Annotated in this window: 19 protein-coding genes and 1 tRNA gene; 5 read left to right on the top strand and 15 right to left on the bottom strand. The window is 62.0% G+C overall.

Features of this window, described 5'->3' with window-relative positions; all coding sequences use genetic code 11:
• Positions 1-9: 9 nt before the first annotated feature.
• Positions 10-1,260 carry an efflux RND transporter periplasmic adaptor subunit gene (locus P3T24_RS20405; RefSeq protein ID WP_429437186.1) on the bottom strand — a complete coding sequence of 417 codons (1,251 nt, stop codon included), beginning with the start codon at positions 1,258-1,260 and terminating at the stop codon, positions 10-12.
• 469 nt (positions 1,261-1,729) lie between these two features.
• On the opposite strand from P3T24_RS20405, the gene P3T24_RS20400 reads away from it, so the two are divergent.
• A complete protein-coding gene (locus P3T24_RS20400; protein WP_429437183.1) occupies positions 1,730-2,464 on the top strand; it encodes a response regulator in 735 nt (244 codons plus the stop codon).
• Complete coding sequence (locus P3T24_RS20395; RefSeq protein WP_074267751.1) at positions 2,448-3,722, top strand: ATP-binding protein; 1,275 nt, start codon at positions 2,448-2,450, stop codon at positions 3,720-3,722. The genes P3T24_RS20400 and P3T24_RS20395 overlap by 17 nt, the downstream gene beginning before the upstream one ends.
• 519 nt (positions 3,723-4,241) lie before the next feature.
• On the opposite strand, the gene P3T24_RS20390 is transcribed toward P3T24_RS20395, so the two are convergent.
• The 7 genes from P3T24_RS20390 to fdnG all read right to left on the bottom strand — a co-directional run bounded on the left by P3T24_RS20390 (position 4,242) and on the right by fdnG (position 13,479).
• A tRNA-Sec gene (locus P3T24_RS20390) sits at positions 4,242-4,334 on the bottom strand.
• A gap of 47 nt (positions 4,335-4,381) precedes the next feature.
• Positions 4,382-6,304, bottom strand: a complete 1,923-nt coding sequence (selB, locus tag P3T24_RS20385; RefSeq protein WP_429437179.1) for a selenocysteine-specific translation elongation factor — start codon at positions 6,302-6,304, stop codon at positions 4,382-4,384.
• Positions 6,301-7,818 carry an L-seryl-tRNA(Sec) selenium transferase gene (selA, locus tag P3T24_RS20380; RefSeq protein WP_429437177.1) on the bottom strand — a complete coding sequence of 506 codons (1,518 nt, stop codon included), beginning with the start codon at positions 7,816-7,818 and terminating at the stop codon, positions 6,301-6,303. The genes selB and selA overlap by 4 nt, the downstream gene beginning before the upstream one ends.
• A 16-nt stretch (positions 7,819-7,834) precedes the next feature.
• Entirely contained in the window at positions 7,835-8,767 is a 933-nt protein-coding gene (gene fdhE / locus P3T24_RS20375; protein WP_429437174.1) for a formate dehydrogenase accessory protein FdhE, read from the bottom strand.
• A gap of 76 nt (positions 8,768-8,843) precedes the next feature.
• Complete coding sequence (locus P3T24_RS20370; RefSeq protein WP_429437171.1) at positions 8,844-9,470, bottom strand: formate dehydrogenase subunit gamma; 627 nt, start codon at positions 9,468-9,470, stop codon at positions 8,844-8,846.
• Positions 9,457-10,392 (bottom strand): formate dehydrogenase subunit beta, encoded by a 936-nt coding sequence (fdxH, locus tag P3T24_RS20365; protein WP_429288020.1) that lies wholly within the window; start codon positions 10,390-10,392, stop codon positions 9,457-9,459. The genes P3T24_RS20370 and fdxH overlap by 14 nt, the downstream gene beginning before the upstream one ends.
• 15 nt (positions 10,393-10,407) lie before the next feature.
• Entirely contained in the window at positions 10,408-13,479 is a 3,072-nt protein-coding gene (gene fdnG / locus P3T24_RS20360) for a formate dehydrogenase-N subunit alpha (RefSeq protein ID WP_143787671.1), read from the bottom strand.
• 220 nt (positions 13,480-13,699) lie between these two features.
• On the opposite strand from fdnG, the gene P3T24_RS20355 reads away from it, so the two are divergent.
• Both P3T24_RS20355 and P3T24_RS20350 read left to right on the top strand, forming a co-directional pair.
• The gene (locus P3T24_RS20355) at positions 13,700-15,073 is read left to right on the top strand and encodes a YhjD/YihY/BrkB family envelope integrity protein (RefSeq protein ID WP_429437169.1); all 1,374 of its coding nucleotides are present in this window, start codon (positions 13,700-13,702) and stop codon (positions 15,071-15,073) included.
• 383 nt (positions 15,074-15,456) lie between these two features.
• The gene (locus tag P3T24_RS20350) at positions 15,457-16,605 is read left to right on the top strand and encodes a porin (RefSeq protein ID WP_429437166.1); all 1,149 of its coding nucleotides are present in this window, start codon (positions 15,457-15,459) and stop codon (positions 16,603-16,605) included.
• A gap of 138 nt (positions 16,606-16,743) precedes the next feature.
• Here P3T24_RS20350 and P3T24_RS20345 read toward each other — a convergent pair whose 3' ends face one another.
• The 6 genes from P3T24_RS20345 to P3T24_RS20320 all read right to left on the bottom strand — a co-directional run bounded on the left by P3T24_RS20345 (position 16,744) and on the right by P3T24_RS20320 (position 23,564).
• Positions 16,744-17,622 carry a peptidase gene (locus tag P3T24_RS20345; RefSeq protein WP_429437163.1) on the bottom strand — a complete coding sequence of 293 codons (879 nt, stop codon included), beginning with the start codon at positions 17,620-17,622 and terminating at the stop codon, positions 16,744-16,746.
• Between the two features lie 73 nt (positions 17,623-17,695).
• A complete protein-coding gene (locus P3T24_RS20340) occupies positions 17,696-18,493 on the bottom strand; it encodes a transglutaminase family protein (protein WP_429288023.1) in 798 nt (265 codons plus the stop codon).
• A 13-nt stretch (positions 18,494-18,506) separates the two neighbouring features.
• The gene (locus P3T24_RS20335) at positions 18,507-19,457 is read right to left on the bottom strand and encodes an alpha-E domain-containing protein (RefSeq protein WP_074267739.1); all 951 of its coding nucleotides are present in this window, start codon (positions 19,455-19,457) and stop codon (positions 18,507-18,509) included.
• A 160-nt stretch (positions 19,458-19,617) separates the two neighbouring features.
• The gene (locus P3T24_RS20330) at positions 19,618-21,027 is read right to left on the bottom strand and encodes a circularly permuted type 2 ATP-grasp protein (protein ID WP_074269340.1); all 1,410 of its coding nucleotides are present in this window, start codon (positions 21,025-21,027) and stop codon (positions 19,618-19,620) included.
• A gap of 398 nt (positions 21,028-21,425) precedes the next feature.
• Positions 21,426-21,878: an HU family DNA-binding protein gene (locus P3T24_RS20325; protein WP_074267738.1), complete on the bottom strand. Its 453-nt coding sequence runs from the start codon at positions 21,876-21,878 to the stop codon at positions 21,426-21,428.
• A gap of 213 nt (positions 21,879-22,091) precedes the next feature.
• Complete coding sequence (locus P3T24_RS20320) at positions 22,092-23,564, bottom strand: PLP-dependent aminotransferase family protein (protein ID WP_429437160.1); 1,473 nt, start codon at positions 23,562-23,564, stop codon at positions 22,092-22,094.
• A gap of 111 nt (positions 23,565-23,675) precedes the next feature.
• On the opposite strand from P3T24_RS20320, the gene P3T24_RS20315 reads away from it, so the two are divergent.
• Positions 23,676-24,113 (top strand): carboxymuconolactone decarboxylase family protein, encoded by a 438-nt coding sequence (locus P3T24_RS20315; RefSeq protein WP_429437157.1) that lies wholly within the window; start codon positions 23,676-23,678, stop codon positions 24,111-24,113.
• Positions 24,114-24,241: 128 nt separating this feature from the next.
• Here the strand turns inward: P3T24_RS20315 and P3T24_RS20310 are convergent, their stop codons facing one another.
• Entirely contained in the window at positions 24,242-25,765 is a 1,524-nt protein-coding gene (locus P3T24_RS20310; RefSeq protein WP_429288026.1) for a peptide MFS transporter, read from the bottom strand.
• Between the last annotated feature and the right edge of the window lie 167 nt (positions 25,766-25,932).

The following is a 25,932-nucleotide window of genomic DNA, read 5'->3' as shown; positions in this document are numbered from 1 at the left end:
AGTCTCGCTTTAGCTACCGGTTGTCGGAAGTGCGGCCAGCGCTCCGGCGGCCGGCGCGCGGGTCGCTGCAGTGGCAGCGGTGTCCGCCGTGGCGGGACTCTCCACCGGCTTGACGAGAGCGCCCGTACGCGCTTTCTGCGAACCCGCGACGATCACCCGGTCGCCGGTTTTCAGCCCGCGGGTGACGATCCAGTCGGCGCCGTTGGCGGCATCTGCGGTGACGTGTCTCTGCTCCACCTTGTTGGCGGCATCGACCGTCAGCACGCTGGCCGAGCCGTCGGAGGCGCGCGAGACCGCAAGTTGCGGCACGGTGATCGCCTGCTGGTTTACGCCCTCTTCAAGCCGCGCACGCACGAACATGCCGGGCAGCAATACGCCATCGGGATTCGGGAACACGCAACGCAAGGTGACCGAACCGGTGGTCGAATCGACGGTGATATCGGAGAACAGCAGCTTGCCGGCCTGCGCATAGGGAGAGCCGTCTTCCATCACCAGATGAACCACCGCGCCATCCTTGCCGGCCTGCTGCAACTGACCGCTGGCGAACTCTTTCTGCAACCGCAGCCAGTCCGCCGACGAGCGAGTCACATCGAGATACATCTGGTCCGTGGCCTGAACCGTGGCCAGTGCGGTGGTCTGTTCCGCCGTGACGAGCGCACCTTCTGTCACGCTGGATTTGCCGATGCGTCCGGCGATCGGCGCGACCACCTTCGTGTAGCCAAGATTGATGGCTGCCGTCTTCAACGCGGCGCGGTCGGCGACCGCATCCGCTTGCGCTTCCTGCAACGACGAGATCGCGTCGTCATAGTCCTGCTGGCTGACGCCCTGGACCTTCCACAGCGCCGTGTAGCGCGTGGCTTTGGTTTGCGCCGCGGCGGCCGTGGCCACCGCTTTCGCGAGCGTGCCAACGGCCTGATCGTAAGCGGCCTGGTAACTATCGGGATCGATCTGATAAAGCACGCTGCCCGCCGCGACCACCGCGCCTTCCGTGAAGAGGCGCTTTCTCACGATGCCCTCTACCTGCGGCCTGACTTCGGCCACACGTATGGCGGAGAGCCTGCCGGACAGTTCCGTGCTGGCGACCACAGCGTGCGGCGCGATGGTTACCACGCCGACTTCGGGGACCATTTGGGGTGGCATCTGCGGCGCCTGTTGACCGCAACCCGCGAGGGCGAAGGCGGCGATCGCCGCCACGACGGCAAGCGGGCTTACTACCGTTGCACGCGGCGAACGTGCCGGCAAAATATGAACTCGTGTCATGCTCAGGGCATCCTTCGACTGGGTTCGACAAAGGGCCGCCTGGCATGCAATGACGCATGCGTCCTTCAAACGCGTAAGGAGAACGAGGATATGTCGCCTGCGAATGCGCCTGATTTCGCGCACAACGGAGCGCGGCGCCAGAAGCGGCGCCAGGCTCGAGGGAAACCGCGCAATGCCATGCCAGCGGCTATGGATGACCCAGATTAGCGGCCAGTCGATTACGGTGGCTTAGGGGTTGATTACAACGTGTAACCCAATGCCCACCCTCTGCTTTGCCGTCGCGTAATAAACTGTAAGCGCCGCTAAGAACCAGCAACCGGCGCGGCCCGGTATTTCGCTATATTTCGGTGTGCGACCGGCCAGCAACCGGCGCGACGGAATCTTCGCCCTCGTGCGCCTCGCCATGCTCCTGTGCGGATACACACCGCCGCTTCCAGCGTCAACAGCGCTCACCTCGTCAGGCCCAACCATGTCCGACACGCCAATCCAGGTCCTGCTGGTCGACGACGACGCCGATCTGCGCGATCTGCTGAGAACGTTTTTCCAGCAACGCGGCATCGAATTTTCGGTGCTGCACGATGCGAACCAACTGATGCGCCGCCTCGAACGCGAGCGCCCCTCCATCGTCGTGCTTGACCTGATGATGCCGGGCATCGACGGACTTACCGCGCTCAGACAACTCCGCACGAGCGGCAACACCATTCCTGTGATCATGCTGACGGCGCGCGCCGACGGCGTGGACCGCGTGATCGGTCTCGAACTCGGCGCCGACGACTATCTCGGCAAGCCGTTCATGCCGCAAGAACTGCTCGCGCGCATTCACGCCGTACTGCGCCGCCACGCGCAAGCTCCGTTAGCGGTCCAGGCGGAACGGCGGGAAGCGTTTCGCTTTGGGTGCTTTCGTCTCGACTTCGCGACGCGCACCCTGTATCGCGATGACGACCCACTCAAACTCACTGGTAGCGAATACGCGCTGCTCGAAGTGTTCGCGCTGCATCCCATGGAGGCGCTCTCGCGCACGAAGCTGGTTGACCTGCTGCACGGCCCCTACGCGGAAGTGACCGAACGCGGCATCGACGTACCGGTGTGGCGCCTGCGCCGCCTGCTCGAGGACGACCCCGCCAATCCACGCCGGATCCAGACATTGCGCGGCATCGGCTACATGTTCGTACCAGGCAACAGCGACGATGAAAAACCCGCTTAACACGCTGTTCGGCCGCCTCGCGCTGATGACGGTCGGGCTGATCGTGCTGGTTCACGTCACCTTGCTGATCATCGTCGACTCGGAGCGTGGTCAGCTCGATGCGACTCATATGCAGCACGCGGTACAGCTTGCCATGCAGGCTGAGCACGACGGCTCGCTCGCCGCCTCGAGCATCGCTGCGACGCTCGGCGTGACCTACGTGCCGGCGGACAAGGCGATCCAGTACGGCTGCCCCGCGCCTTGCACGAACACGAACACGCCGTTCGACCGCGACCTGCGCAGCAAGCTGCCACCGGGCAGTCAGGTCATATTCGATCCCGACAACGGCGCCGTGTGGGTGCGTTATGCCGGCAATGCGGACTGGGCGAAACTGCAAAACGCGGCGTTGCCCGGGCGGCGTTTCCTGAGCGCATCTTTATTGATGCTCGCGCTAGCCGTAATCATCGCGCTGCTCGGCGCATGGTATTTGCAGCGGCCGCTGCACAGGCTTGCGCGAGCCTCGCGCGAATTCCGTGTCGGCCACCGCGCGCCCGTGGTGCAGCCAGGTGGTCCGCGTGAAGTGAAAGAGTTGATCGGTGACTTCAATCAGATGGTGCATGAACTCGCGCAAGCCGAACAGGAGCGCGCAGTGATGCTGGCGGGCGTTGCGCATGACCTGCGTGCCCCGATCACGCGAATGCAGGTGCGCGCCGATCTCCTCCCCGACGAAGCGAACCGCAGCGGCTTTCTGCGTGACGCCGAATCGCTGTCGCGCATCGTGACGCAGTTCCTCGACTTCGCGCGTGAGACGGCCGATACGTCCCCGCACGCGGGCGTCGACGCACATTGCCACCGTCACTACGGCGACAGTCTCGCAGACGATGCGCTGGTGCGGCTTAACCTGCACGCCGGTGATGGTTTCAATTTGCCGCTGGTCGACCTCGACCGGATTCTCGCCAACCTGATCGAAAACGCGTTGACGTACGGAGAACCGCCAGTGGACATCTCAACCTTCAGGCGCAACGGCCAGTACGTGTTGAGCGTGCGCGATCATGGCGGCGGCATCCCTGCCGGGCAACTCGAGCGTGCCTTGCAACCCTTCGTGCGGCTCGACGAAGCTCGTGGAGGTAATGCCCATTGCGGACTGGGACTTGCAATCGTCCGACGCCTCGTGCGGTATAACGGCGGGGCATTTAGCGCGGAGAATGCGCCCGATGGGGGATTTGCAGTGTCGTTGACGTTTCCTGCTGCACACGGCGGCAATCGCGGCGGCGCGTGACACCACACGCTGGCAATAGAAAACGCCCTTCGCGCGATAGAAGCCCTGCCCCCTCCGGACCAATCACGGTTGTTCGCCGCAAACTTGAGGATGTCAACGGGTGACACACGAGCTTCCGGGAAGCGAGGAGGCATTGATGAAACGCGTGTGCGGCAAGAGTGGGAAAGATTTGGACGGAACGTCCGGGACCTGCTGGAACAGCGAATGGTGGGCCGGGTGGGAGTCGAACCCGCGGCGTCCCTTCGGCGAGGATTATGAGTCCGCAGCGCGAGCGGACTCGCGTGCGGAAAAGTACGAGTCATGCGTTGAACTGTGCGTATCGACCCGATCACGACTGGACCCTGGAATTCCGCTCCATTCCTGCCCACAAAACCCATACCGCCACCCATAATTCGTACGGAAATTGTGCGGGACTCTGGCGGAAGCAGCAAGCACGTCGTTACCCATAAACCGCTTTAAAATCAGCGACCTGGAGGACATCTGCGGAAGATGCTGGAATAGCCGGGAAGCCTTGCAGGGCGGAAGGCAGCCGGAGTCGAACCGACCAGGGAGTGTCTGACACCCCCTACTGGATTTGAAGTCCAGCCGCACCACCAGATGCGAATGCCTTCCTTCTCGGGAAGATGAATACCCCGGACACGGCGACGGCACGGACACGCTCAAAGCGTCTCGAGCAAACGACTGTCGCCGCGCACGAGTCGAAGATCGCGCTGGAAACGAGTATATCCAACGCGATCGAAGAACTCCAAAATCTGGATCGCTCGCTTGCGTCCCAAACCGCTCGCATCGCGAAATGCGGACGCGCCCAGCCCACCGCCGTGCTCCTGCGCGAGCGAACCCACCAGGCGCGCCAGTTCATACACCACGTCCGGGTGATAGAAAAGATCCCGCACCACCTGGTACACCCCGCCCTGCCGCGAAAGCTTGCGCAACAGTTGCCGCACCTTCTCTTCCGGCTCATAAATCTCACTTGCCAGATCGCGCACCCAGGGCGGATCGAAACGGCCTTGCGCGATCAAGGGCAACAGCTTCGCGGCCAAAGCTTCCTCGCTCGCGTCGAGCGCGACACGATGCTCCGGCAGATGCAGCCAGGCACCGCTTCTCACCACTGTCCCTTGCATTACTAGCGCGTCAACCAGCGCGCGCCACAACCCATCCGGCAACAGCGGCGCCGCGATACGACGCAAGCGCGCGGCGTCCGGGCCCTGCTCGTCGGGCATGCGCAGATGAAACTGCTCCAATGCACTCACGACCTGCGCGCCCAACTGTTCCCAATGACGACGCAGCACAACCACCGCATCGTCCGCGGTCTTTCCGTGCAGGGGAATAGTCAGTGTGGTCTCCGGCACGCTCAGCAGGTTTGCCGGCAACCCCGTTACATGCATGAGAGTCGAACGCAGCATGCCGTGCGGAGCCTGCTCGAGCAGCGGCTCGATCGTGCGCGCGTCGATCCATGCTCGCAGCGCATCGAGCCACGCGTGACGTTCAGGAGTGCGACGCTTGCGCGCGGGACCAAACGGATCGAGCACGCGGCCGCCGCCAACGGTCTTGCTAGCCTGCGCATTACGCACGATAAAGCGATCGCCGGCCAACGCACACACGGGCAAATCAAAAACGAGTTGCACTCGCGCCGATTCGCCAGCATGCAAGGTATCGCCATCCAGCAACGCTACGTGCGCGACCCGATGCGTCGTGCCGATATGCACATGCAGCGGCGTCCAGTGCTGCAATGCAATGCCGGCATCGGCTAACAGCGTCAGTTCGACATCGAGCCGTTCCGACGGCTCGGCCAATCGCGCATCGACGATCCAGTCGCCGCGCGCGATCGCTTCCTTTTCGATACCGGCGAGATTGAGCGCGCAGCGCTGTCCGGCATGGCCCGCCTCCGCTGCGCGATTCTGCGCATGAATGCTGCGTACGCGCACCGTCGTCGCGGCCGGCGCGAGCACTACCGTATCGCTGGTGGTCACGCGTCCGGCGAAAACGGTTCCCGTCACGATCGTGCCCTGCCCGGTCAAGGTGAACGCCCGATCGATCGCCAAGCGGAATAGCCCGTCATCGCAACGCGCTCGCCATGCGAGCGCGGTTTCGTGCAGATAGGCTTTGAGTTGCGCTACCCCGGCGTCGTCTGACTGCGTCGCGTTGGTTTCGAACACCGGCGCTCCAGCAAACGACGATGCAGCAAGCCACACATCAATTTCTGCACGCACTTGCGCAAGACGCGCCGCGTCGACACGGTCGGTCTTCGTCAGCGCCACTGCGCCGTGCGATACACCGAGCAGTTGCAAGATCGCCAGATGTTCCCGCGTTTGCGGCATCACGCCGTCATCCGCGGCGATCACCAGCAATGCAAAGTCGATGCCGCATGCACCCGCCGCCATCGTGTGAACGAGCTTCTCGTGGCCGGGCACATCGATCAAGCCCAATACGTCGCCGTTTTCTAGCGGCGTATAGGCATAACCGAGTTCGATCGAGATGCCACGCGCCTTTTCTTCCTTGAGCCTATCCGTATCGACGCCCGTCAGCGCGCGCACCAGCGTCGTCTTGCCGTGATCGATATGTCCAGCAGTCCCGGCGATCATGCGTGCAACGCCTCACACTGCGAGAGGAACGTGGCTTCATCGACGGCTTCGAGGCAGCGCAGGTCGAGCCGCAATGCATCGTCGGCAATGCGGCCAATGACCGGTCGCGGCAATGCGTGAAGCGCTTTCTCGAGTTTCATCAATGCTCGGCCGCTACGCTTGCCGGATGCAAGGCGCACCACCAGTCCGTAGCTAGGCAGCTGCTCGACGGGCAACGCGCCACTACCGATCTGGCTGAACATGGGCTCGGCGCTCACGATAAAACTCTCCCCGAGTGCGTGCTGCAAAAGCGGTAACGCGCGCTCGGCAAACGCCTGCATTTCCGCGGCTGGACGTGTCAGCAGACGCAGCGTTGTCAGGCGTTCACGCAGAAATTCAGGCGCCTGATAAAGGCGCAGGACAGGCTCGAGCGCCGCAAGCGTGAGCTTGCCCACACGCAGCGCACGTTTGAGCGGATGCTTTTTGATCTTGCGGATCAGATCGGCGCGTCCGACGATCAGGCCTGCTTGAGGACCGCCAAGCAGCTTGTCGCCGCTGAAGGTCACGAGGTCGGCCCCGGCGACTACGTTCTCGCGCACGGTTGGCTCATTCGGCAATCCCCACTGCGCGAGATCGACGAGCGTGCCGCTGCCCAGATCGACTGCAACCGGCAAACCATGCCGGCGCGCAAGGGGCGCGAGTTCATCGAGCTCGACGCTTTTCGTAAAGCCGCTGATCGCATAGTTGCTGCAATGGACTTTCATCAGCATCGCAGTGCGCGGACCGATAGCCTCTTCGTAGTCCTTCAGATGCGTGCGGTTGGTCGCCCCGACCTCGCGCAGCCTTGCGCCCGCGCGCGACATGATGTCGGGAATGCGGAACGCGCCACCAATCTCAACGAGTTCGCCACGCGACACGATCACTTCCTTCTTCGACGCAAGCGCCGATAGCGTCAAGAGCACGGCCGCAGCGTTGTTGTTCACTACCGTGGCCGCTTCAGCGCCGGTCAGCTCGCAGATAATGTCGTCGATCAGATCGTCGCGGTCGCCCCGGCTACCGGTTGCGAGATCGAACTCGAGATTCATCGGACGCGTGAGCGCTTCAACAACGGCGCGCACGGCCTCGTCGGGCAGCAGCGCACGGCCGAGATTGGTGTGCAGCACCGTACCGGTAAGATTGAAAACGGCGTGCAGACGGCTCTGCGCGCGCTGCGCCAGCAGAATGGCGGCCTGACGGACGACGTGAGATTCGTTGCACGCGGCGTCAAGTGACATGCCGCCCTGCAGAACGTCCGGACCGCCGTGAGACATCGCAGACGCTGTGGCGTGTCCATCATCCTGCCGCTCGGCGGCAAGCCCAGCGCCGGCCTGCAGATTCTGCCGCAGCCTGTCGAGCGCGGCACGCACGGCGGCGAGCACCTGGGTGCGGCCGTATTCGGCGAGCAAAGGCTGCACGGCTAAGGACGACATGACTCGCTCCACGGCGGGCACACGTGCCAGCAGCGCGTTTAACGGGTTTCCCTGCACTTCGCTCACGCGACGTTTCTCCTGCTTAGGCATCCGATGGCACTTCAGGCCACAGCAACGGATTGGGGCTACTGCGCCGATAGCCTGCTTCGTTCATCAACAGATCGAGCGTGAGGCTCGCGAGGTCATCTGCGAGCGGCTCGAACTCGAAGTCTTTCTCCTGATAGCCGATCTTGCGATACGTATGACATTCATCGCAGGATTCTGCCTTGAGGGCCTCGTTACCGCCCGCGATGCCATGATAGGCGATCCCTTTGGTCGAATCGCAATTCGAGCATTTGGTGCGGACCACATGCCATTCACTGGAGCATAGACCGCATTGCAGATAACGGTAGCCCTGATACTGACCGCCGACGCGCACGATGCTGGCAACTGGCAGAGCGCCGCAGACGGGACAGACGCCTGGCGTGTCGAGATAGGGAATATCACGCGGATCGAGACGGCTCGCAAGATCGGTCCAGACCACCTGGAGGGCTGCCATGATAAACGGGGCGGAGGCGGGATCGATTTCGTTATAGCGATGGGCCAGGACCGCGTCGGCCTGGGTATCGAGTTCTTCGAGGGTCTTTAGACGCAGGGTGTCGAGAACGTTGCCGAGTGCGGGGGTGATGGCGCCGGCGGCTTCGACTTTGTCCAGCAAGCGGTGGAGGACGGCGCGCCACTGCGGGTCTCGATCCGGTGAGAAGGCCGGGATTAGAGGCATGGAGTGGTGTTGAGCCTGGGTGATCGCTTCCCGCGATGGGAGGTTTAGGGTGATGGTTGTTAGCTGCAGGTGCTGGGCCGCGGCTACTGTTGACATCAGTCTGATGTAAGCGGAGATCGGATTGCCAGCGGCGAGGTTTTTTAGTCTCGCTGCGCGGGTTTCAAATACTGTCGCCCGCTCCGGCAGGCGGATGCGCGGGATCGCTGAGGGGTCCTGGGATGCTATTTGTGACGGGTCTAGGATTTTTTGGGGCATATCAACTGCGGCTCTTTCTTTGTTTGCTGCGCACGCTTTGGGGCGGGGTGTTCTGTTGCCTTGGCTGGTGGCCTTCCTATTTAACACTCTCCCGAAACCACTTAGGATGATGCTTCCTCGCCCACCCTAGAGTGACGGTACCACGCACCATAGCGCCGACGGACCCCTTGATCCAGATGGCAGCATAGATATGCACCACAATCCCAACAATGAGAACAAACGCGGCAAAAGCATGGACAAGGGCAGCAAGCCGAATCACCTCAATCGGAAAGTAAACCGAAAAATACCGCCGCCAGATAACAACCCCACTGCAAAGCAGTAAAACCAGACACCCCACCATAGTGAAAAACAAAAGCTTCTGCCCAGCGTTATACCGCCCAATCTCCGGCAAATTCTCCTCGCGATTCGCGAGTACATCATCAATCTGCCTTAACCACTGTACATCGTCACGGTCCAGATAGTTGTGATGCCAAAATCGCACCGCGAGAATCAGGAACGACACAAACATCACCAGACCCACAAACGGATGCAGGATCCGCGTCCACTGCCCTCCGCCAAACAACGCCGTTAGCCAGAACATCGACGGATGAAACAACGCTAACCCAGACAACGCCAGCATCACAAACGAAATCGCCGTGATCCAGTGATTCGTCCGCTCGTTCGCCGTGTAACGCACAATCAGATTCGGGTCATTTGACTTCATCGTTCTGCTCCTCGCGCTCGCCACGAATGCGCCTGGCCTCATCCCGCGCCGCCAGTTCGTCGTCTTCCGTCACCTCGTTCGGGCCAATCCGCGTGTAATGGAAGAAGCCGGACAGCGCCGCCAAAGCAATCCCCGCCACCGCCAGCGGCTTCGCAATGCCCTTCCACAAACGCACCATCGGACTGATCCGCGGATGATCCGGCAAGCCGTGGTACAGCGAAGGCTGGTCCGCGTGGTGCAGCACATACATCACGTGCGTCCCGCTCACGCCCGGTGGGTCGTACAGTCCCGCGTGCTCGAAGCCGCGCTCCTTGAGATCTTCGATGCGCTCCGCCGCGTGCTGCTTCATGTCCTCCTTGGTGCCGAACACAATCGCACCGGTCGGACACGTCTTCACGCACGCCGGCTCCTGACCCACCGCGACGCGGTCGGAACATAGCGTGCATTTGTATGCCCGATGGTCCGTCTTCGAAATACGCGGAATGTTGAACGGACAGCCCGTCACGCAATAGCCGCAGCCAATGCAGTTCTCCTCATGAAAATCGACGATGCCGTTCGTGTACTGCACAATCGCGCCCGGCGACGGACACGCCTTCAGGCAGCCCGGATCCTCGCAGTGCATGCAGCCGTCCTTGCGGATCAGCCATTCGAGGTTGCCGTCCGGATTCTCGTACTCGGAGAAACGCATCACCGTCCACGAATGCTCGGTGAGATCCAGCGGGTTGTCGTACACCCCGTGGTTGATTCCCACCTCGTCGCGCAGGTCGTTCCACTCCATGCACGCCGTCTGACACGCCTTGCAGCCAATGCATTTGCTGACGTCGATCAGCTTCGCCACGGTGCCGGTCACCGGCTCCCGTACCCCCGGGGGAGGAGTCGTGGTAGCGGACAGGCGTTTGATATCCAATGATTGCAGTGCCATTTTTTATCTCGCCCCCTATGCCTTCTCGACCTTCACGAGGAACGACTTGAATTCCGGTGTCTGCGAATTCGCGTCGCCTACCACCGGCGTCAACGTGTTGGTGATGTACCCCGGCTTCGTCTGCCCCTTGAAGCCCCAATGCAGCGGGACGCCAACGGTCTGCACCTTCTTGCCGTCGATCATCAGCGGCTTGATCCGCTTGGTCACCACCGCTACGGCAATCAGATAGCCGCGATTCGACGATACTTTCACGCGGTCGCCCGCCACCACGCCCACCTCTTTCGCCAGGTCTTCGCCAATTTCGACGAACTGCTGCGGCTGAATGATCGAATTCAGCCGCGCATGCTTGGTCCAGAAATGGAAATGCTCGGTCAGCCGATAGGTGGTCGCCGTATGCGGGAAGTCCGCTGCCTTGCCGAAGGCCGCCCGGTCCTCCGGGAACACGCGCGCGGCCGGGTTGTTGGTGGCCTGCGCGTTCTGCGGATGCAGCGGGTTATAGCCAAGCGGCGTTTCAAACGGCTCGTAGTGCTCGGGGAACGGTCCTTCGTTCATCGCGTCGCGCGCGAAGAAACGCGCTACGCCTTCAGGGTTCATGATGAACGGTCCCATGCCGTTTTCCGGGGGCTCGTCCACCTTGAAGTCGGGGATGTCCGCCCCGGTCCATGCGGAACCGTTCCAACCAATCAGCTTGCGGGTGGGGTCGAACGGCTTGCCGTTCAGATCGCACGATGCGCGGTTGTAGAGAATCCGCCGGTTCACCGGCCACGCCCACGCCCAGTTGAGGGTCTGGCCGATACCGGTCGGGTCGTCGTTGTCGCGCCGCCCCATCTGGTTGCCGGCCTGGGTCCATGAGCCGCAAAAAATCCAGCAGCCGCTTGCGGTCGAACCGTCGTCCTTCAATTGCGCAAAGCCCGATAGCTGCTCGCCCTTCTTCACCAGCACCTTGGTCGGGTCCTTCGCGTCGGTCAGATCGGTGACCGCGCGACCGCTGTACTCCATCGCCAGTTCTTCCGGCGTCGGGCTTTCCGGGTTCGCGTACGGCCATGCGAGCTTGACGATTGGATCCGGGAATTTGCCGCCCTGCTCCTGATACGCCTTGCGCATGCGCAGGAAAATCCCCGACATGATCTCCAGGTCGCTCTTCGATTCGCCTGGACCCTCTACGCCCTTCCAGTGCCACTGCAGCACACGGCTCGAACTCACCAGCGAACCGCGTTCCTCCGCGAACAGTGTTGTCGGCAACCGGAAGACTTCGGTCTGGATCTTCGACGCGTCGACGTCGTTGTAGTCGCCATAATTCTTCCAGAACTCGGCGGTTTCGATGGCGAGCGGGTCCATCACCACCAGCCATTTCAGCTTGCCCAGCGCGGAAGCGGTTTTGGCCTTGTTCGGCGAGGATGCGAGCACATTGAAGCCTTGCGCGATATAGCCGTTCATCTTGCCCTGATCCATCAGTTCGATGGCTTGCAGCAAGTCGTATAGCTTGTCGAGCTTGGGCAGATAGTCGTAGCCCCAGTTGTTATCGGCTGTAGCCGCGTCGCCCCACCACGACTTCATGAAGCTCACAAAAAACGCGCCGTAGTTCTTCCAGTAGCTAAGCTGGTTGGGCCGTAACTGCTGCGTAGCGCGCTTCTTGATGTAGTCGGCGTAGTTCTGCTCGCCTTCCGTCGGCAGCGTCATATAGCCCGGCAGCATGTTCGACATCAACCCGAGGTCCGTCAGCCCCTGGATGTTCGAGTGACCGCGCAGCGCGTTCATGCCGCCGCCGGCGATGCCGATATTGCCGAGCAGCAGTTGCACCATCGCGCCGGTACGGATCATCTGCGCACCGACCGAGTGATGGGTCCAGCCAAGCGCATACAGGATCGTCCCCGCACGCCCAGGCACGGCCGTCGTGGAAAGCATTTCGCAGACCTTCAGGAATTTTTCCTTCGGTGTGCCACAGGTCTTTTCGACCATCTCGGGCGTATAGCGCGAGTAATGCTGTTTGAGCAGGTTGTAAACGCAACGCGGATCCTGCAGCGTCATGTCGACCTTCACAAAGCCGTCGTCGCCACGCTCGTAATCCCACGAATCCTTGTCCGGATACGCGTGCTTGTCGGCGTCGTAGCCGGAATAGATGCCGTCTTTGAAGGCAAAATCCTGGCGCACGATGAACGCAAAGTCCGTGTAATTCTTTACGTACTCGTGCTGGATCTTGTCGTGTGTCAGCAGATAGTTGATCACCCCACCAAGGAACACAATGTCCGTGCCGGTACGAATCGGCGCGTAATAGTCCGCCACCGATGCGGTTCGCGTAAAGCGAGGGTCGACCACGATCAGGCGTGCCTTGCGGTTCGCCTTGGCTTCCGCTACCCACTTGAAGCCACACGGGTGCGCCTCGGCCGCATTGCCGCCCATCACCAAGATCACGTCCGCGTTCTTGATGTCGACCCAATGGTTCGTCATCGCTCCACGGCCAAACGTCGGGGCAAGACCTGCCACCGTCGGGCCGTGTCAGACACGCGCCTGGTTGTCGAACGCCAACATCCCCATGCTGCGCACGGCCTTGTGCGTCAGATACCCTACTTCGTTGCTTGCGGCCGATGCAGCGAGCATCCCCGTGGTCAGCCAGCGGTTGACCTTCTTGCCATCCTCGGTGGTTTCGACGAAGTTGGCGTCGCGGTCGGCCTTCATCAGTTTCGCGATGCGGTCGAGCGCGTCATCCCACGAAATGCGCTGCCACTGATCGGAGCCGGCCGCCCGATACTCGGGATACAAGAGGCGGCTCGGGCTATGGATGAAGTCGATCAGGCTCGCGCCCTTCGGACACAGCGTGCCGCGATTGACCGGATGATCCGGGTCGCCTTCTATATGGATGATGCTGGCCGTGGCGTTCTTCGCGCCGTCACCGAGGCCATACATGAGGATCCCGCAGCCCACCGAGCAATACGGGCAGGTGTTCCGGGTTTCAGTGGTGCGCGACAGTTTGTACTGACGGACTTCGGCGAGCGCGGGGTCCGGGGAGAAGCCCATCAGGGCCAAGCTCGATCCGGCCAGCGTGGATGCCGTCACCTTCAGGAACTGACGCCGGGACATTTGCAGCATGGTCGCCCTCGGCATGGATGTTGTGTGGGTAGTAAAAAGTATAAGACGTTTACTTATATGTGTACGTGTGACTGTGCATGACCCCAGCCGGCCATACCCTGCCGCGGGATCGTCCTTGTTATAGTGACAGGCATAGTGCTTGCAATACGTAAGGTCATACCCGCCGTGCCGCATCTGCACGTGAGCAACTTCCGGCGCCACGATCCCGTCAAGAGGCCGTATGGACATCGACACGCTATCCGCCGACAAATTGCAAAGCGCAGCGCGCCAGCAAGCCTCATGGGCAATCGGTGCGTTCAGGCAGTTCGCTGAAGACCGCTGTGCTGCCATGGCGGCAGCCATTGCGTTTTATGCGGCGTTCTCGCTGGCGCCCACGCTTGTCATGGTGATCGCCGTGGCAGGATGGTTCTTCGGCGCTCAGGCCGTGCGCGGCGAACTGTTCGCTCATATCCATGGGCTGCTCGGCGACGAAGCCGCCACCGGCGTGCAAACAATTGTCCAGAATGCCCGCCACGCGGGTAGCGCAGGCGGGATCGCGGCGATCATTTCGTTCGCGCTCCTCGCGATCGGCGCGTCGGCCACGTTCTCGTCGCTCAATAGCGCGCTCAACATCGTCTGGCCGCTCTCGGGACCGCGCTCGTCGAGCGTCATCGCGCTGGTGCGGGTCCGGCTCATTTCGTTTGGGCTCGTGCTCGGCGTGGCGTTTCTGTTGATCGTCTCGCTGGTGCTCGATACGGCCATTACGTTTATCGGTCAGTGGCTGTGGGGCAACTCGCCCTACGTCGTAATCGGCAACCTGATGCAGTTGGCAGTCGGCCTGCTGGTGCTGGCCTTCGCCTTCGCCGCCCTGCTGAAATTCCTGCCCGACGCCGTGGTCCGCTGGCGCGACGCCCTTGTGGGCGGTGCGGTGGCAGCCGTGCTGTTCTCGGCAGGCAAGAAACTCTTCGCTCTCTATCTGGCCCATGCGGGCATGGCCAATTCGTTCGGCGCGGCGGGTTCGCTGGCGGTGCTGTTGATGTGGCTGTACTTCTCGGCCGCCGTGCTGCTGCTCGGCGCGGAGTTCTCGGCGGCGCGCGGACGTCTGCACGATCCGCGTGGCGCATGGGGGCAACTGGACCACGCCCCGCCGGGCAGCCGCGCGAAGATGGCCTCGGTGTTCGCTGCTTCGACGATGTCCGGACGTACCGCAGGTCTCTCGCCCGCCGCCACGCTCGCGCAGGCGATGGCGCCGACAGAACGGCCAGACAGTTCGGACGCGCAGAGCACCGCTGCTAATGGGGCTCCGGCAGGCTCCGCGGCAAGCGAGCCGGAAACACAGGCGCAGCAGATTCAGCGGAGTCAACGCGGTCAGCAATCTCCAGCCCCGCGGGCCATGGACGTCCGCGCGGCCGCCAGCATTGGGCGCAAAGTCTTTCGGGCGGAGGGCCAGGCAACTCGCGCTGCCGCCTCGACTCTGCTGGAGGCTGGGCGCAAAGCTGCGGCGGCGGACCGCTATGTCAAACGGTATCCGTGGAGATCGATACTGCTGGCCGCCGGCGCCGGGTTCCTCGTGACCGCGGTGACCGGCCGCCGCCGCGACGATAACGCCGGCTGAGACCTTTTTCGCGTCCCATACCAGGGAGAACACTCACATTCGGGCGCAACTGTCTAGCACGCAAATCAATCCAGGGTTGATTTCAATGGAATTTGACGATCTCGCGTCGCCCCGCCCAAAGATACAAAAAGTTACATCCGTCCCGCCACGGACGCTTCTGTGACACATGCCAACGCCCTGACTATGAACGAAACAACAATAATGCGGATTTCGACATTCGGTGTTGCTGTATTAGCAACAATGTCCACTTTCCTTGATATATAAGCGTTTTCGGCCGGTGTCACGTTTACGAGACACTCATTTTTTTTCAGTATTACCCTTCAGACGGCCTGCGCTATTCTCCATCCCGCAACAACTAAACCAATCATCGCGTGGAGAAATGGATGAAAAAGTTCGCACTGTCTAGCCTCTCGCTGGCACTCTTGGGCGCAGCAGGCGCCGCTCATGCTCAAAGCAGCGTGACCCTGTACGGCGTGCTCGACGATTCGATCCAGTACGTTAATAACGTTAACGTTTCGGGCAGCAACAAGAGTTCCGTCGGCCTCGCCGCCGGCAACCTGCAGGGCAACCGCTGGGGCCTGAAGGGTACGGAAGATCTGGGCGGTGGCCTGAAGGCTGTGTTCCAGTTGGAAAACGGTTTCAGCCCGAACAACGGCTCTCTGGGCCAAGGCGGCAAGATGTTCGGCCGTCAGGCATTCGTCGGTCTGGCAAGCGATCAGTTCGGTACGGTCACGCTCGGCCGCCAGTATGACCCGGTCGTCGACCTGGTCCAGGCAGTCACGGCTGACAACTACTGGGGCTCCACGTTCACGACGCCGAGCGACGTTGACAACAACGACAACAGCTCGCGTACGAACAACGCAATCAAGTACACGTCGCAAACGTACGCTGGCTTCCAGTTCGAAGCGATGTACGCATTCGGCGGCGTCGCAGGTTCGACTGGCTCGGGTCAAACCTGGTCGGGCGCAGCTACGTACGCAAACGGTCCGTTCAGCGTTGCAGCCGGCTACATCCGCATGGACAACACCGGCGAAAGCAAGGCAGCTCGCGCAGCAGCCGGCTGGTCGGCCACGTCGGACGGCACGTTCAACTCGATCAACCTGCCGTACGAAACGGCCAAGTCGATCGGTATCGCTTCTATCGGCGCGCAATACGTTATCGGCCCGGTCACCGCCGGCCTCCGTTACAGCAACGCTCAGTACAAGCCGGACGCGTACTCGGTCGCAGGCTTCACCTCGACGGAACGTTACAACGTCGGCGCAGGTTTCGTGAACTACCAACTGACGCCGGCAGCATTGCTGGGTCTGGGCTACACGTTCACGCACGGTTCGGGCAACGGCGACTCGGCATCGTACAACCAGATCTCGCTGGGCGGCGACTACAACCTCTCGAAGCGCACGGACCTCTACCTGGTTGGCGCCTATCAACGCGCAACGGGCACGGGCGCAGTGGCATCGGTTGCTGACTACGACGAATTCTCGGCTTCGAACTCGCAAGCAATCGTCAGCCTCGGTATCCGTCACAAGTTCTAATCGACTTGACGGACAGCTGAAGCAGGACGCTGTCAAAAGCCAGCCACAGGCGATAAGCCGGTGGCTGGCTTTTTTCATTGCTGCGGGAATTGTTTGCGCGACCTTTGGCAAGCGCCGCGCACCCGTTCTACGGGTCTACTAGCGTTGCGCCTTGTGCTTCTCGGCTTGCGCCAGCGTCTGAGCCGGCTTCGCTTCGACCGCCTCGTCGCCACCTACCGGCGCGCGATGCATCACCAGGGCGCGCTCGGGGCGCTGCGTCGGCACGTTGGCCGACGTCTGCCAGTCGGGATCGGGAATCTCGGAGAACACCTGACGCAGGCGCTCGCCCCACGTGCGGTGGATCATTTCAAAGTACGTGTTGTCATGATCGACCGAGACGAAGCGCGTCACGCGCAGCGCGTCCTTTTCGTACACCAGCAGATCGAGCGGCAGGCCCACGGACAGATTCGAGCGCAGCGTCGAGTCCATCGAGATCAGCGCGCACTTGGCGGCCTCGTCGAGCGGGGTGGTCGGGGTCAGCACGCGGTCGATGATCGGCTTGCCGTATTTCGACTCGCCAATCTGGAAATAGGGGTTCACCGCCGACGATTCGATGAAGTTGCCCGCGGCGTAAATCATGAACAGATGCGGCCGGCTCGCACGCGCCTTGCCGCTGGCAGCAATCTGGCCACCCAGAATAAAGCTGCAATTGAAGTCGACGCCGAATTCCTGCAGCGCCTGGGCTTCGCGCTGATGCACGTCGCGCACTGCCTGGCCGATGACGCGTGCCGCGTCCGCCATGGTCGGCGCGCTCCACAGCGTAGGGCGCTCGGGGTCGGATGGCTCGCTCAGCTCCTGCAGCACCGCCTGGGTCAGCGACAGGTTGCCGGCGCCCAGCAGCACCAGCACACGCTCGCCGGGCTGCTCGAACACCGTCATCTTGCGCGCGGTGCTGATGTGATCGACGCCGGCGTTGGTGCGAGTATCGGACAAAAAGATGAGTCCGTCGTCCACGCACATCGCCACACAGTAAGTCATAGAAAATATCCAGAAGACCAGCAGACGCCGCTATTGTAATGCGACGCCGCCGCAGCCTTTGGTGCGATCCACCTTACTGTGGTAACTGTGCACTAACCGTCACCGAGACGTTCAGCTTTTCCTCGAGTCCGCCGATGCGCCGTCCGCGGATCGGCGCGGCCGCTTCGTAATCGCGCGCCGCTGCCAGCCGGCAGTAGATTTCGCTTGCAAACGCCGCGTTTGTTACGTCGACGGAAATCCATCCAGTGCCGAGCCAGACGTCAACCCAGGCGTGGCTCGCGCCATTCGGCACGTCGCCCGGCTCGATATAGCCACTCACGTAACGCGCCGGGATGCCGCGCAACCGGCAGCAGGCCAGCATCAGGTGCGCATGGTCCTGACACACGCCGTTGCCGAGCGCGAGCGCCTCGGAGGCCGTGCTGGTCACTTCCGTGGTGCCGGGCCGGTATTTCACGCGCTGTGCGATCTCCTCGGCCAGCTTGATCAGGCCGCGCGGCGAATCGAGCGCTGCCACCGACTGTGCCAGTTCGCGCACTGCCCCGTCGGCTTCGGTCAGCCGCGTGGCACAGGTGTAGTGCTCGAGCGGAATGGGACCAACCGCGTCGCGCAGCTGGCCGTCGACCAGCGCAATCGTGTCGACCTCCCCCGAAACATGCAGGCGGATCTCGCTATGCGGCTTGTTCAGCACCAGCGTATGCAGCACGTTGCCATAGGCGTCGAAGGTGGAATCGAGCTTGCCGGGGGCGTCGATACTCCAGCGCCGCACCGTCTGCGAGGCGCCGCTGGAAGGCGTGAGGCGCAGCTGCTGGATCGAATAATGAACCGTCGATTCGTAGCGATAGGCGGTGTCGTGGCGGATGGTCAGGTACATAAAAATAACTCCGTCAGGCCACTGGCAACATCAGATAGGTACGCGCAACGAGATTGCCCAGTTCGAACACCCGAGCCAGGAATTGCGTCAGATAAGCGTGCAGGCCGGCTTCGAAAATCTGCCGGATGTCGGAGTACACCAGCTCGGCGCGCAGCTTGCCGGCAAACCGCTCGCACTGGTTGGAGCCCGTGGTACGCAGCATCGCCAGGTTGTTGCAGACGCCATCCACGGAGGCGAGCAGCGAACGCGGCATCTGCTGGTTCAGGATCATCAGCTCGACCACGCGCGCCGGCGTGACGACATCGCGATACACCTTGCGATAGATCTCCAGCGCCGACACCGAACTGAGAATCGAAGTCCAGTAGTAGAAATCTTCGAGCTGACGTGCGGCATCGCGCGAATTCGGCTCGACGTCGGCAAAGCGCACGTCGAGAATCCGCGCGGTGTTGTCGGCCCGCTCCAGATAGGTACCGAGCTGCGTGAAGAAGAACGCATCGTCCTGCAGCGCGGTGCCGATCGTCACGCCGCGCGACAGGTGCGAGCGGAACTTGACCCATTCGAACAGACCATCCGGGCTCGTGGCGAGCTGCCCCGCCGCGATCCGCTCGGTGAACTGGAGCCAGGTGTCGTTGATCGTCTCCCACCATTCGGTGGTCAACGTGCCGCGCACGGCGCGAGCGTTTTCACGCGCGGCCTGCAGGCACGAATAAATGCTGGACGGGTTGGCAGCGTCCGCCACCATGAAATCCAGCACCTTCTCGCGCGTCGGTTCGTCGTAGCGTTGCGTGAAGGCCGACTCGAGTTCGGAGATGCGCAGCACCGAACGCTGTGCGCGGGCCTCCTGCTCCGGCGTCTGCGGCAGCAGCAGCGCCTTCAGATTGATATCCAGCATGCGCGCGGTATTCTCGGCGCGCTCCATGTAACGGGCCATCCAGAAGAGGTGGTCGGCAGTGCGGCTTAGCATGACGGCTTTCCATGATTGATGACGCTGGGCATTCCTGGCCCGCGCTGGTTACCCGTTCGCGCCGGCGCTTATACGATCTGATGCGAGCATCGCGCCGGCTTTCCTTGTCAGCGGGTGTGGCTGCCGCCGCTTTGGGACGGCGGCGAGACCCGCGACCCCTTCAGTCGACCATCCAGGTATCCTTGGTCCCGCCTCCCTGCGATGAATTGACCACCAGCGACCCTTCCTGCAGCGCCACACGGGTCAGCCCGCCTGCGCACATCGTCACGGTCTTGCCCGACAGCACAAACGGCCGCAGGTCGATATGGCGCGGCGCGATGCCCGCCTCCACGAAGGTCGGACAAGCCGACAACGCGAGCGTCGGCTGCGCGATATAGCCGGCCGGGCGCGCGATCAGACGTTTGCGAAAGTCTTCGATCTCGGCCGTGGTCGAAGCCGGTCCCACCAGCATTCCATAGCCGCCTGCGCCGTGCACTTCCTTCACCACCAGCTCAGGCAGATGCGCAAGCGTATAGGCGAGATCGTCCGGCTTGCGGCACTGGAACGTCGGCACGTTGTTGAGAATCGGCTTCTCGCCGAGATAGAACTCGATCATTTCCGGCACGTACGGATAGATCGATTTGTCGTCGGCAATGCCGGTGCCCATCGCGTTGGCGAGCGCCACGCGCCCAGCCCGATAAGCGGTCAGCAGACCCGGCACGCCGAGCGCCGAATCGGTACGGAACGCAAGCGGATCGAGAAAGTCGTCGTCCACCCGGCGATAGATCACGTCGACGCGCTTGGGTCCCTGGGTGGTGCGCATGAAGACATAGTTGTCGTCGACAAACAGATCTTTGCCTTCCACCAGTTCCACGCCCATCTGCTGAGCCAGGAACGTGTGCTCGAAGTACGCCGAGTTGTACATGCCCGGCGTGAGCACCACGACGACCGGATCGTCGACGCCTTCCGGCGCGACCGAACGCAACGTATCGAGCAGCAGATCAGGATAGTGCGCCACCGGCGCAATGCGGTTCTGTACGAACAGTTCCGGAAACAACCGCATCATCATCTTGCGGTTTTCCAGCATGTAGGACACACCGGACGGCACTCGCAGATTGTCTTCGAGCACGTAGAAAGCACCGTCGTCGCCGGCCCGCACCACGTCGACGCCGGCAATATGCGCGTACACGCCGAGCGGCACATTGACGCCCTGCATCTCCGGACGATACTGCGCATTGGTATAGACCTGCTCAGCGGGAACGATGCCGGCGCGCACGATATTGCGGTCGTGATAGACGTCGTGGATAAACAGATTGAGCGCCTGCACGCGCTGCCGCAGACCCGCTTCGAGAGACTGCCATTCGCCGCGCGGAATGATCCGCGGGATCAGATCGAACGGGATGAGCCGTTCGGTGCCGGACAGGTCGCCGTTAACCGCGAAGGTGATGCCCACACGGCGAAACAACAGGTCCGCCTCCGCGCGCTTGCGCGCGATTGCCTCATTGCCCTGCTTTACGAGCCAGCGCTCGAAGCGTGCGTAATGAGGCCGCACGACTTCATCGTGATGACGCATCTCGTCATAGCATCGCATGTCACGCCCCGCTCTTGTTGTCGGATAGAAGGCGAATGCGCTGCGCATTCGGGTGTTCGACAAGCATCAAAGCAAACGCTATGCCATTGGCTTTCCGCACACAAACCGGAGAAGGATGCACACGAACAGCGCATACGGCCCGCACGGCTTCGGCATCATCGTACTGCGGCGCCCCGCAATGCGCTACTCCGGTGCATCGGGCGCATCTCCATGGCGTATTGGCAGCCTCATGCGCCCAGCCCGTGCGTCGTTGCGCAACAAACCGCTGCGCCAATAAAAATCCCCGCGGATTCGTACCCGCGGGGATTTTGCACTGCCTGAACATTCAGCACATCAGCTCGGCGTGACGCCAACCGCTGTTATCGAACCGGCCATAACCAGCGGGACGTCCTGCACGATTACGCTGCTGCTGCGTCCTTCAGCTTCTTCAGCGGACGTGCCTTGATGCGCACGCTAGCCGGCTTGGCCGGGAACCAACGCTCTTCGCCCGTGAACGGGTCTTTGCCGAAGCGCTTCTTCTTCGCCGGCACAGCTTGCACGACGATCTTCAGAAGACCCGACAGCGTGAATTCGCCAGCACCCTTCTTGTGGACTGCGCCGAGGATCGTGTCTTCGAGCGCGGCCAGCACAGCCTTGGCAGCCTTCGGCTCAACAGCAGCCAGTTCTGCGACGTGTGCAGCCAGCGAGGCCTTCGTGAAGGTGTCCTTGATCGGCGACGGGGCGCCGCCAGACGCCTTCACGGCGACCTTCTTAGCTGCGACGACTTTCTTCGCAGGAACTTTCTTCGCAGCAACCTTTTTGGTCGGTACCGTAGCAGCCTTCTTGGCCACCTTTTTTGCGGAAGTCGGCATGTTTCTCCTACCTGTTGTTGGTCAGTGAATGCAAGAAGCGCCCGCGGTATGCGCACGCTTCAAGGCCGGATTCTACAAGCGCTATGGCGTTTTGCGCGACTCTTTTGTGTATTAGCGTTACGGTTTGTTGCGTCGCGCCGACTCCGCAACACTTTTTAACCCGTATTTCAGGGGGTAAACGTGAAACGGCGCATGAAAAATGAACCCTGGCGCTCAGCGTGCGAGACGGGGCATCAGCTTCGCAAGCGCCGTTAACGCAGCATCAATCTGTTCAACCGCGATGCCGCCGTAACCGAACATCAGACCAGGCTGCGGCCTCGCTCGACGATGAAATCGAGCGATTCCGTAGAGCCCGATCGACGCCGCGCGCGCCGCTGCGATCACCTTTTCCTCGGTAATCGTCCCTTTGAGGCGCGCGGCCAGATGGATGCCGGCGGTCGGCACCACGGCGTCAAACCATGGTTCGAGGCCGCCTTGCAGATGCTCGAGCAGACACACGCGACGCGCCGCATAAACCTTGTGCATGCGCCGCAAATGCTTGGCGAACTCGCCATCCAGCATGAAAGCCGCAAGCGCGGTCTGGGTCAGCGTGCAGCCGTGCAGGTCGGCAACCTGCCGCGCCGTGCAAAGCGGCCTGAGCAATGGAGCGGGCGGCACCACGTAGCCGACTCGCAGCTCCGGGAAGATCGTTTTCGAAAACGTGCCGATATAAGCGACCAGTCCGGCGCGATCGAGACTTTTCAACGGCTCCATAGGCCGGCCTTCGAAGCGATATTCGCTGTCGTAGTCGTCCTCGATGATCACTGCGCCGCGCTTTTGCGCCCATTCCAGCAACGCAACGCGACGCTCGAGACTCATCGGCATGCCGAGCGGAAACTGGTGCGAAGGCGTGACATAGACGAGCCGCGCATTGTCCGGAAGCTTGTGAACCATGAGGCCGTCCGCATCCACCGGCACGGCAACGACCTTCGCCCCGGCCGCCGCGAAGCAGGCACGCGCGGGCGGATAGCCGGGATCTTCGAGCGCCGCCACGTCACCCGGACGCAGCATGACACGCGCCATCAGGTCGAGCGCGTGCTGCGCGCCTTGCGTGACGAGTACCTCATCCGCGTTGCACACGACCGCGCGGTTAAACCCGAGATAGCGCGAAATCGCGAGACGCAACTCCGGCTCCCCGGCGGCGTCGCGATAAATACCTGGACTGCGCGACTGCGCTTGCACAGCCTGATTGATGCAGCGGCGCCAGACGTCGAAGGGGAACAGCGATTTGTCCGTCATGCCGCCGATGAATTCGTGCTCCAACACGAGCTTCGATGCCGGCAACGACAATCCGGCAGGCATGTGTTCCCAAAGCGGCTGTGCGCGCGCTTTCGAACGGGCTTTCGTCTGTGCACGCGCCGGTTCAACTGTCCGGACGTAGCCCGCATGTTGCACGGGTAGCCGCTGCAGACCTTCGGCAACGAACGTCCCTGCCCCTGTGCGCGCGCTCAGATAGCCCTCGGCAAGCAGCCGCTCGAACACATCAAGCGTCGTCTTGCGCGACACGCCGAGTTGCACCGCGAGATCGCGCGTGGAAGGCAAACGCGTGCCGCCCGCCAAACGTCCTTCGACGATGCCCGCGCGCAATTGCCGGTAGATCTGTCCCGCCAGGTCGCGGTGTCCAACGACTACGATGTGGATGTCCATCGAAGTGGTTACCTGAAATAGTCGATAAATGGCTATTTTATACGACCACTTTAAGGCCTAAGCTGACGTTCGTGGTCCCGTCTTGCGGACATTTTCAATCAGGAGCAAATCATGCAATCCCGTCTCGACTTCTACAAAGCGAGCCCCACCGGCACCCGCGCCATGATGGCGCTGGAAAAGGCCGTCAGCGAATGCGGTCTCGAGAAGCCGCTGATGGAACTGGTGCGACTGCGTGCCTCGCAGATCAACGGCTGCGCGTTCTGCGTCGACATGCATACCAACGATGCGCGCAAAGGCGGCGAAACGGAGCGGCGTCTGGCGTCCGTCGTTGTCTGGCGCGAAGCGCCATTCTTCAGCGCACGCGAACGCGCGGCGCTCGAATGGACGGAAGCGCTCACGCTGGTTGCCCAGACTCATGTGCCGGATGCAGTGTGGGACGCAGTAAGACCGCATTTCACCGATCAGGAACTGGCCGACCTGACGATGCTGGTAGTCGCGATCAACGGTTGGAACCGGATCTCGGTCGGCTTTCGCAAGATTCCGGAATGAATGAAGCCGCACAGCGCAGTGACAGGAAACGGCCATAAAACAAGGCCGTAAACGGAACAGGGCGCGCCGCAAAGGCGCGCCCTGTTCCGTTTATCGAGCGGGAAGCGGCATCCGTTCCCGTCTGATGCTTACTTCGCTACGGCAGACAGTTGCCCTTCAGCCTGCGCGTTCTCGCGCGCTTCGTTCGAACTGCGATGATGCTCGCGGGACAGGCGGTTCATCAGCGGCAACAGCAGAACGGCCACCAGCGCACCGAGCGCTGCGAGCCAGCCGAGGCCCATGAAAAGTTTCGTATAGAGCGGCAGCGACTGCAGCGGATCGAGATCGCCGGAAGGCATCTGCGCGAAGTTCGCCACCACGCTGCCGAGGTATTGCGACACACCGCTCGCCACGAAGTACGCGCCCATCAGAAAGCCGCTCATACGCGCCGGCACGTAGCGCGCGATCATCGCGAGACCCAGGCCGCTCACCAGCAGTTCGCCGAGCGAATACAGGCCGTAGCCCCCCACCATGAACCACGACGACACCCGGCCGTCCACCGCATAACGACCGCTCACTGCGTAGACAAAGAAGCCCGCCGCGACGACCGCGAAGCCAATCGCGTACTTCACCGCCACCGACACATCGTTGCCGCTCTTCGCCGCCCGCGTGTACATCACCGCGAGAATCGGGCTCAGCAGCATGATCCAGATCGGATTGAGCGCCTGGAACTGCGCCGCGCTCCAGGTGAAGAGCGAAGTGCCGAGCACGTAGAAATGCGGATCGACATTGCGAACCGCAAACAGCGTAAGCGACGTGGACATCTGCTGATAGAACACGAAAAACAGGATCGCCTGCAGTGTGAGCACCAGCGCAGCAATCAGACCGGCGCGTTCCGACTGTTCGCATTTCGCGAGCATGTAGCCGAAGATTGCCAGAATCGCGACACCTGCCGTGTAAACGCAGGCCACGGCGATCGCCTTATGCTGCAGCACGAACATGGTTGCGAGGCCGAGCGCGGCGCCACCGATTACCACCATGCCCACGCGATCCCAGCGGATCGGTTCGGAGTCCGGTGCAGAACCCACGTGCGCCAGCGTGCGGAACATGATGAAGTAATTCACCACGGCGAGCAGCATGCCGCCGCAGCACACGGCGAAGGCCGCATGCCAGCCCCAATGGTCCTTGATCCACGGCGTGGCGAGCATCGACACTGTCGAGCCGATGTTGACGGCCATGTAGTAGATCGTGAACGCGCTGTCGATACGCGCGTCGTCGCCTTCATAGATGCGGCGCACCAGATTCGCCGCATTGGCCTTGAAGAGGCCATTGCCCACGACGATCACGCCAAGCGAGCCATACATGTAGCCGAGCTGATCGTTCGGCATCGCCAGCATCAGATACCCGCAGCACAGCACCAGTGCGCCGAACACCATGGTGCGGCGGGCGCCGAGGATCTTGTCGCCGATCCAGCCGCCTACCGACGGCGCGGCATACACGAGCGCCGTAAACGCGCCCCAGGTGAGCGTGGCATGACTGTCGGTGAAGCCGAGCTTGTCGATCATGAACAGGACCAACAGCGCGGCCATTCCGTAGTAGCCGAAACGCTCCCACAGCTCGATCAGGAAGACGGTCGAAAACGATCGAGTCTGGGATACGGTTGAATTCATCATTAATCTCGTGTTCTTGGCAACGGCGCGCTTCGGTGAGCGCGCCGCCCGTATGTCCGCGCCCAGGATCGCCGTGCGCGGGATTTCAAGGAGCAAGCGAACCGAAAGCTTATGCCGCTTCGCGAGCGCTCGCGATTCTCCTGAGTGCCAACCTCCGCGTCACTCAGGGA

This window comes from Paraburkholderia sp. GAS33 (assembly GCF_050436645.1).
Classification (GTDB): domain Bacteria; phylum Pseudomonadota; class Gammaproteobacteria; order Burkholderiales; family Burkholderiaceae; genus Paraburkholderia; species Paraburkholderia phenazinium_B.
The sequence above is the reverse complement of the archived record's forward strand: the minus strand, read 5'-3'. Positions and strand labels throughout refer to the sequence as shown.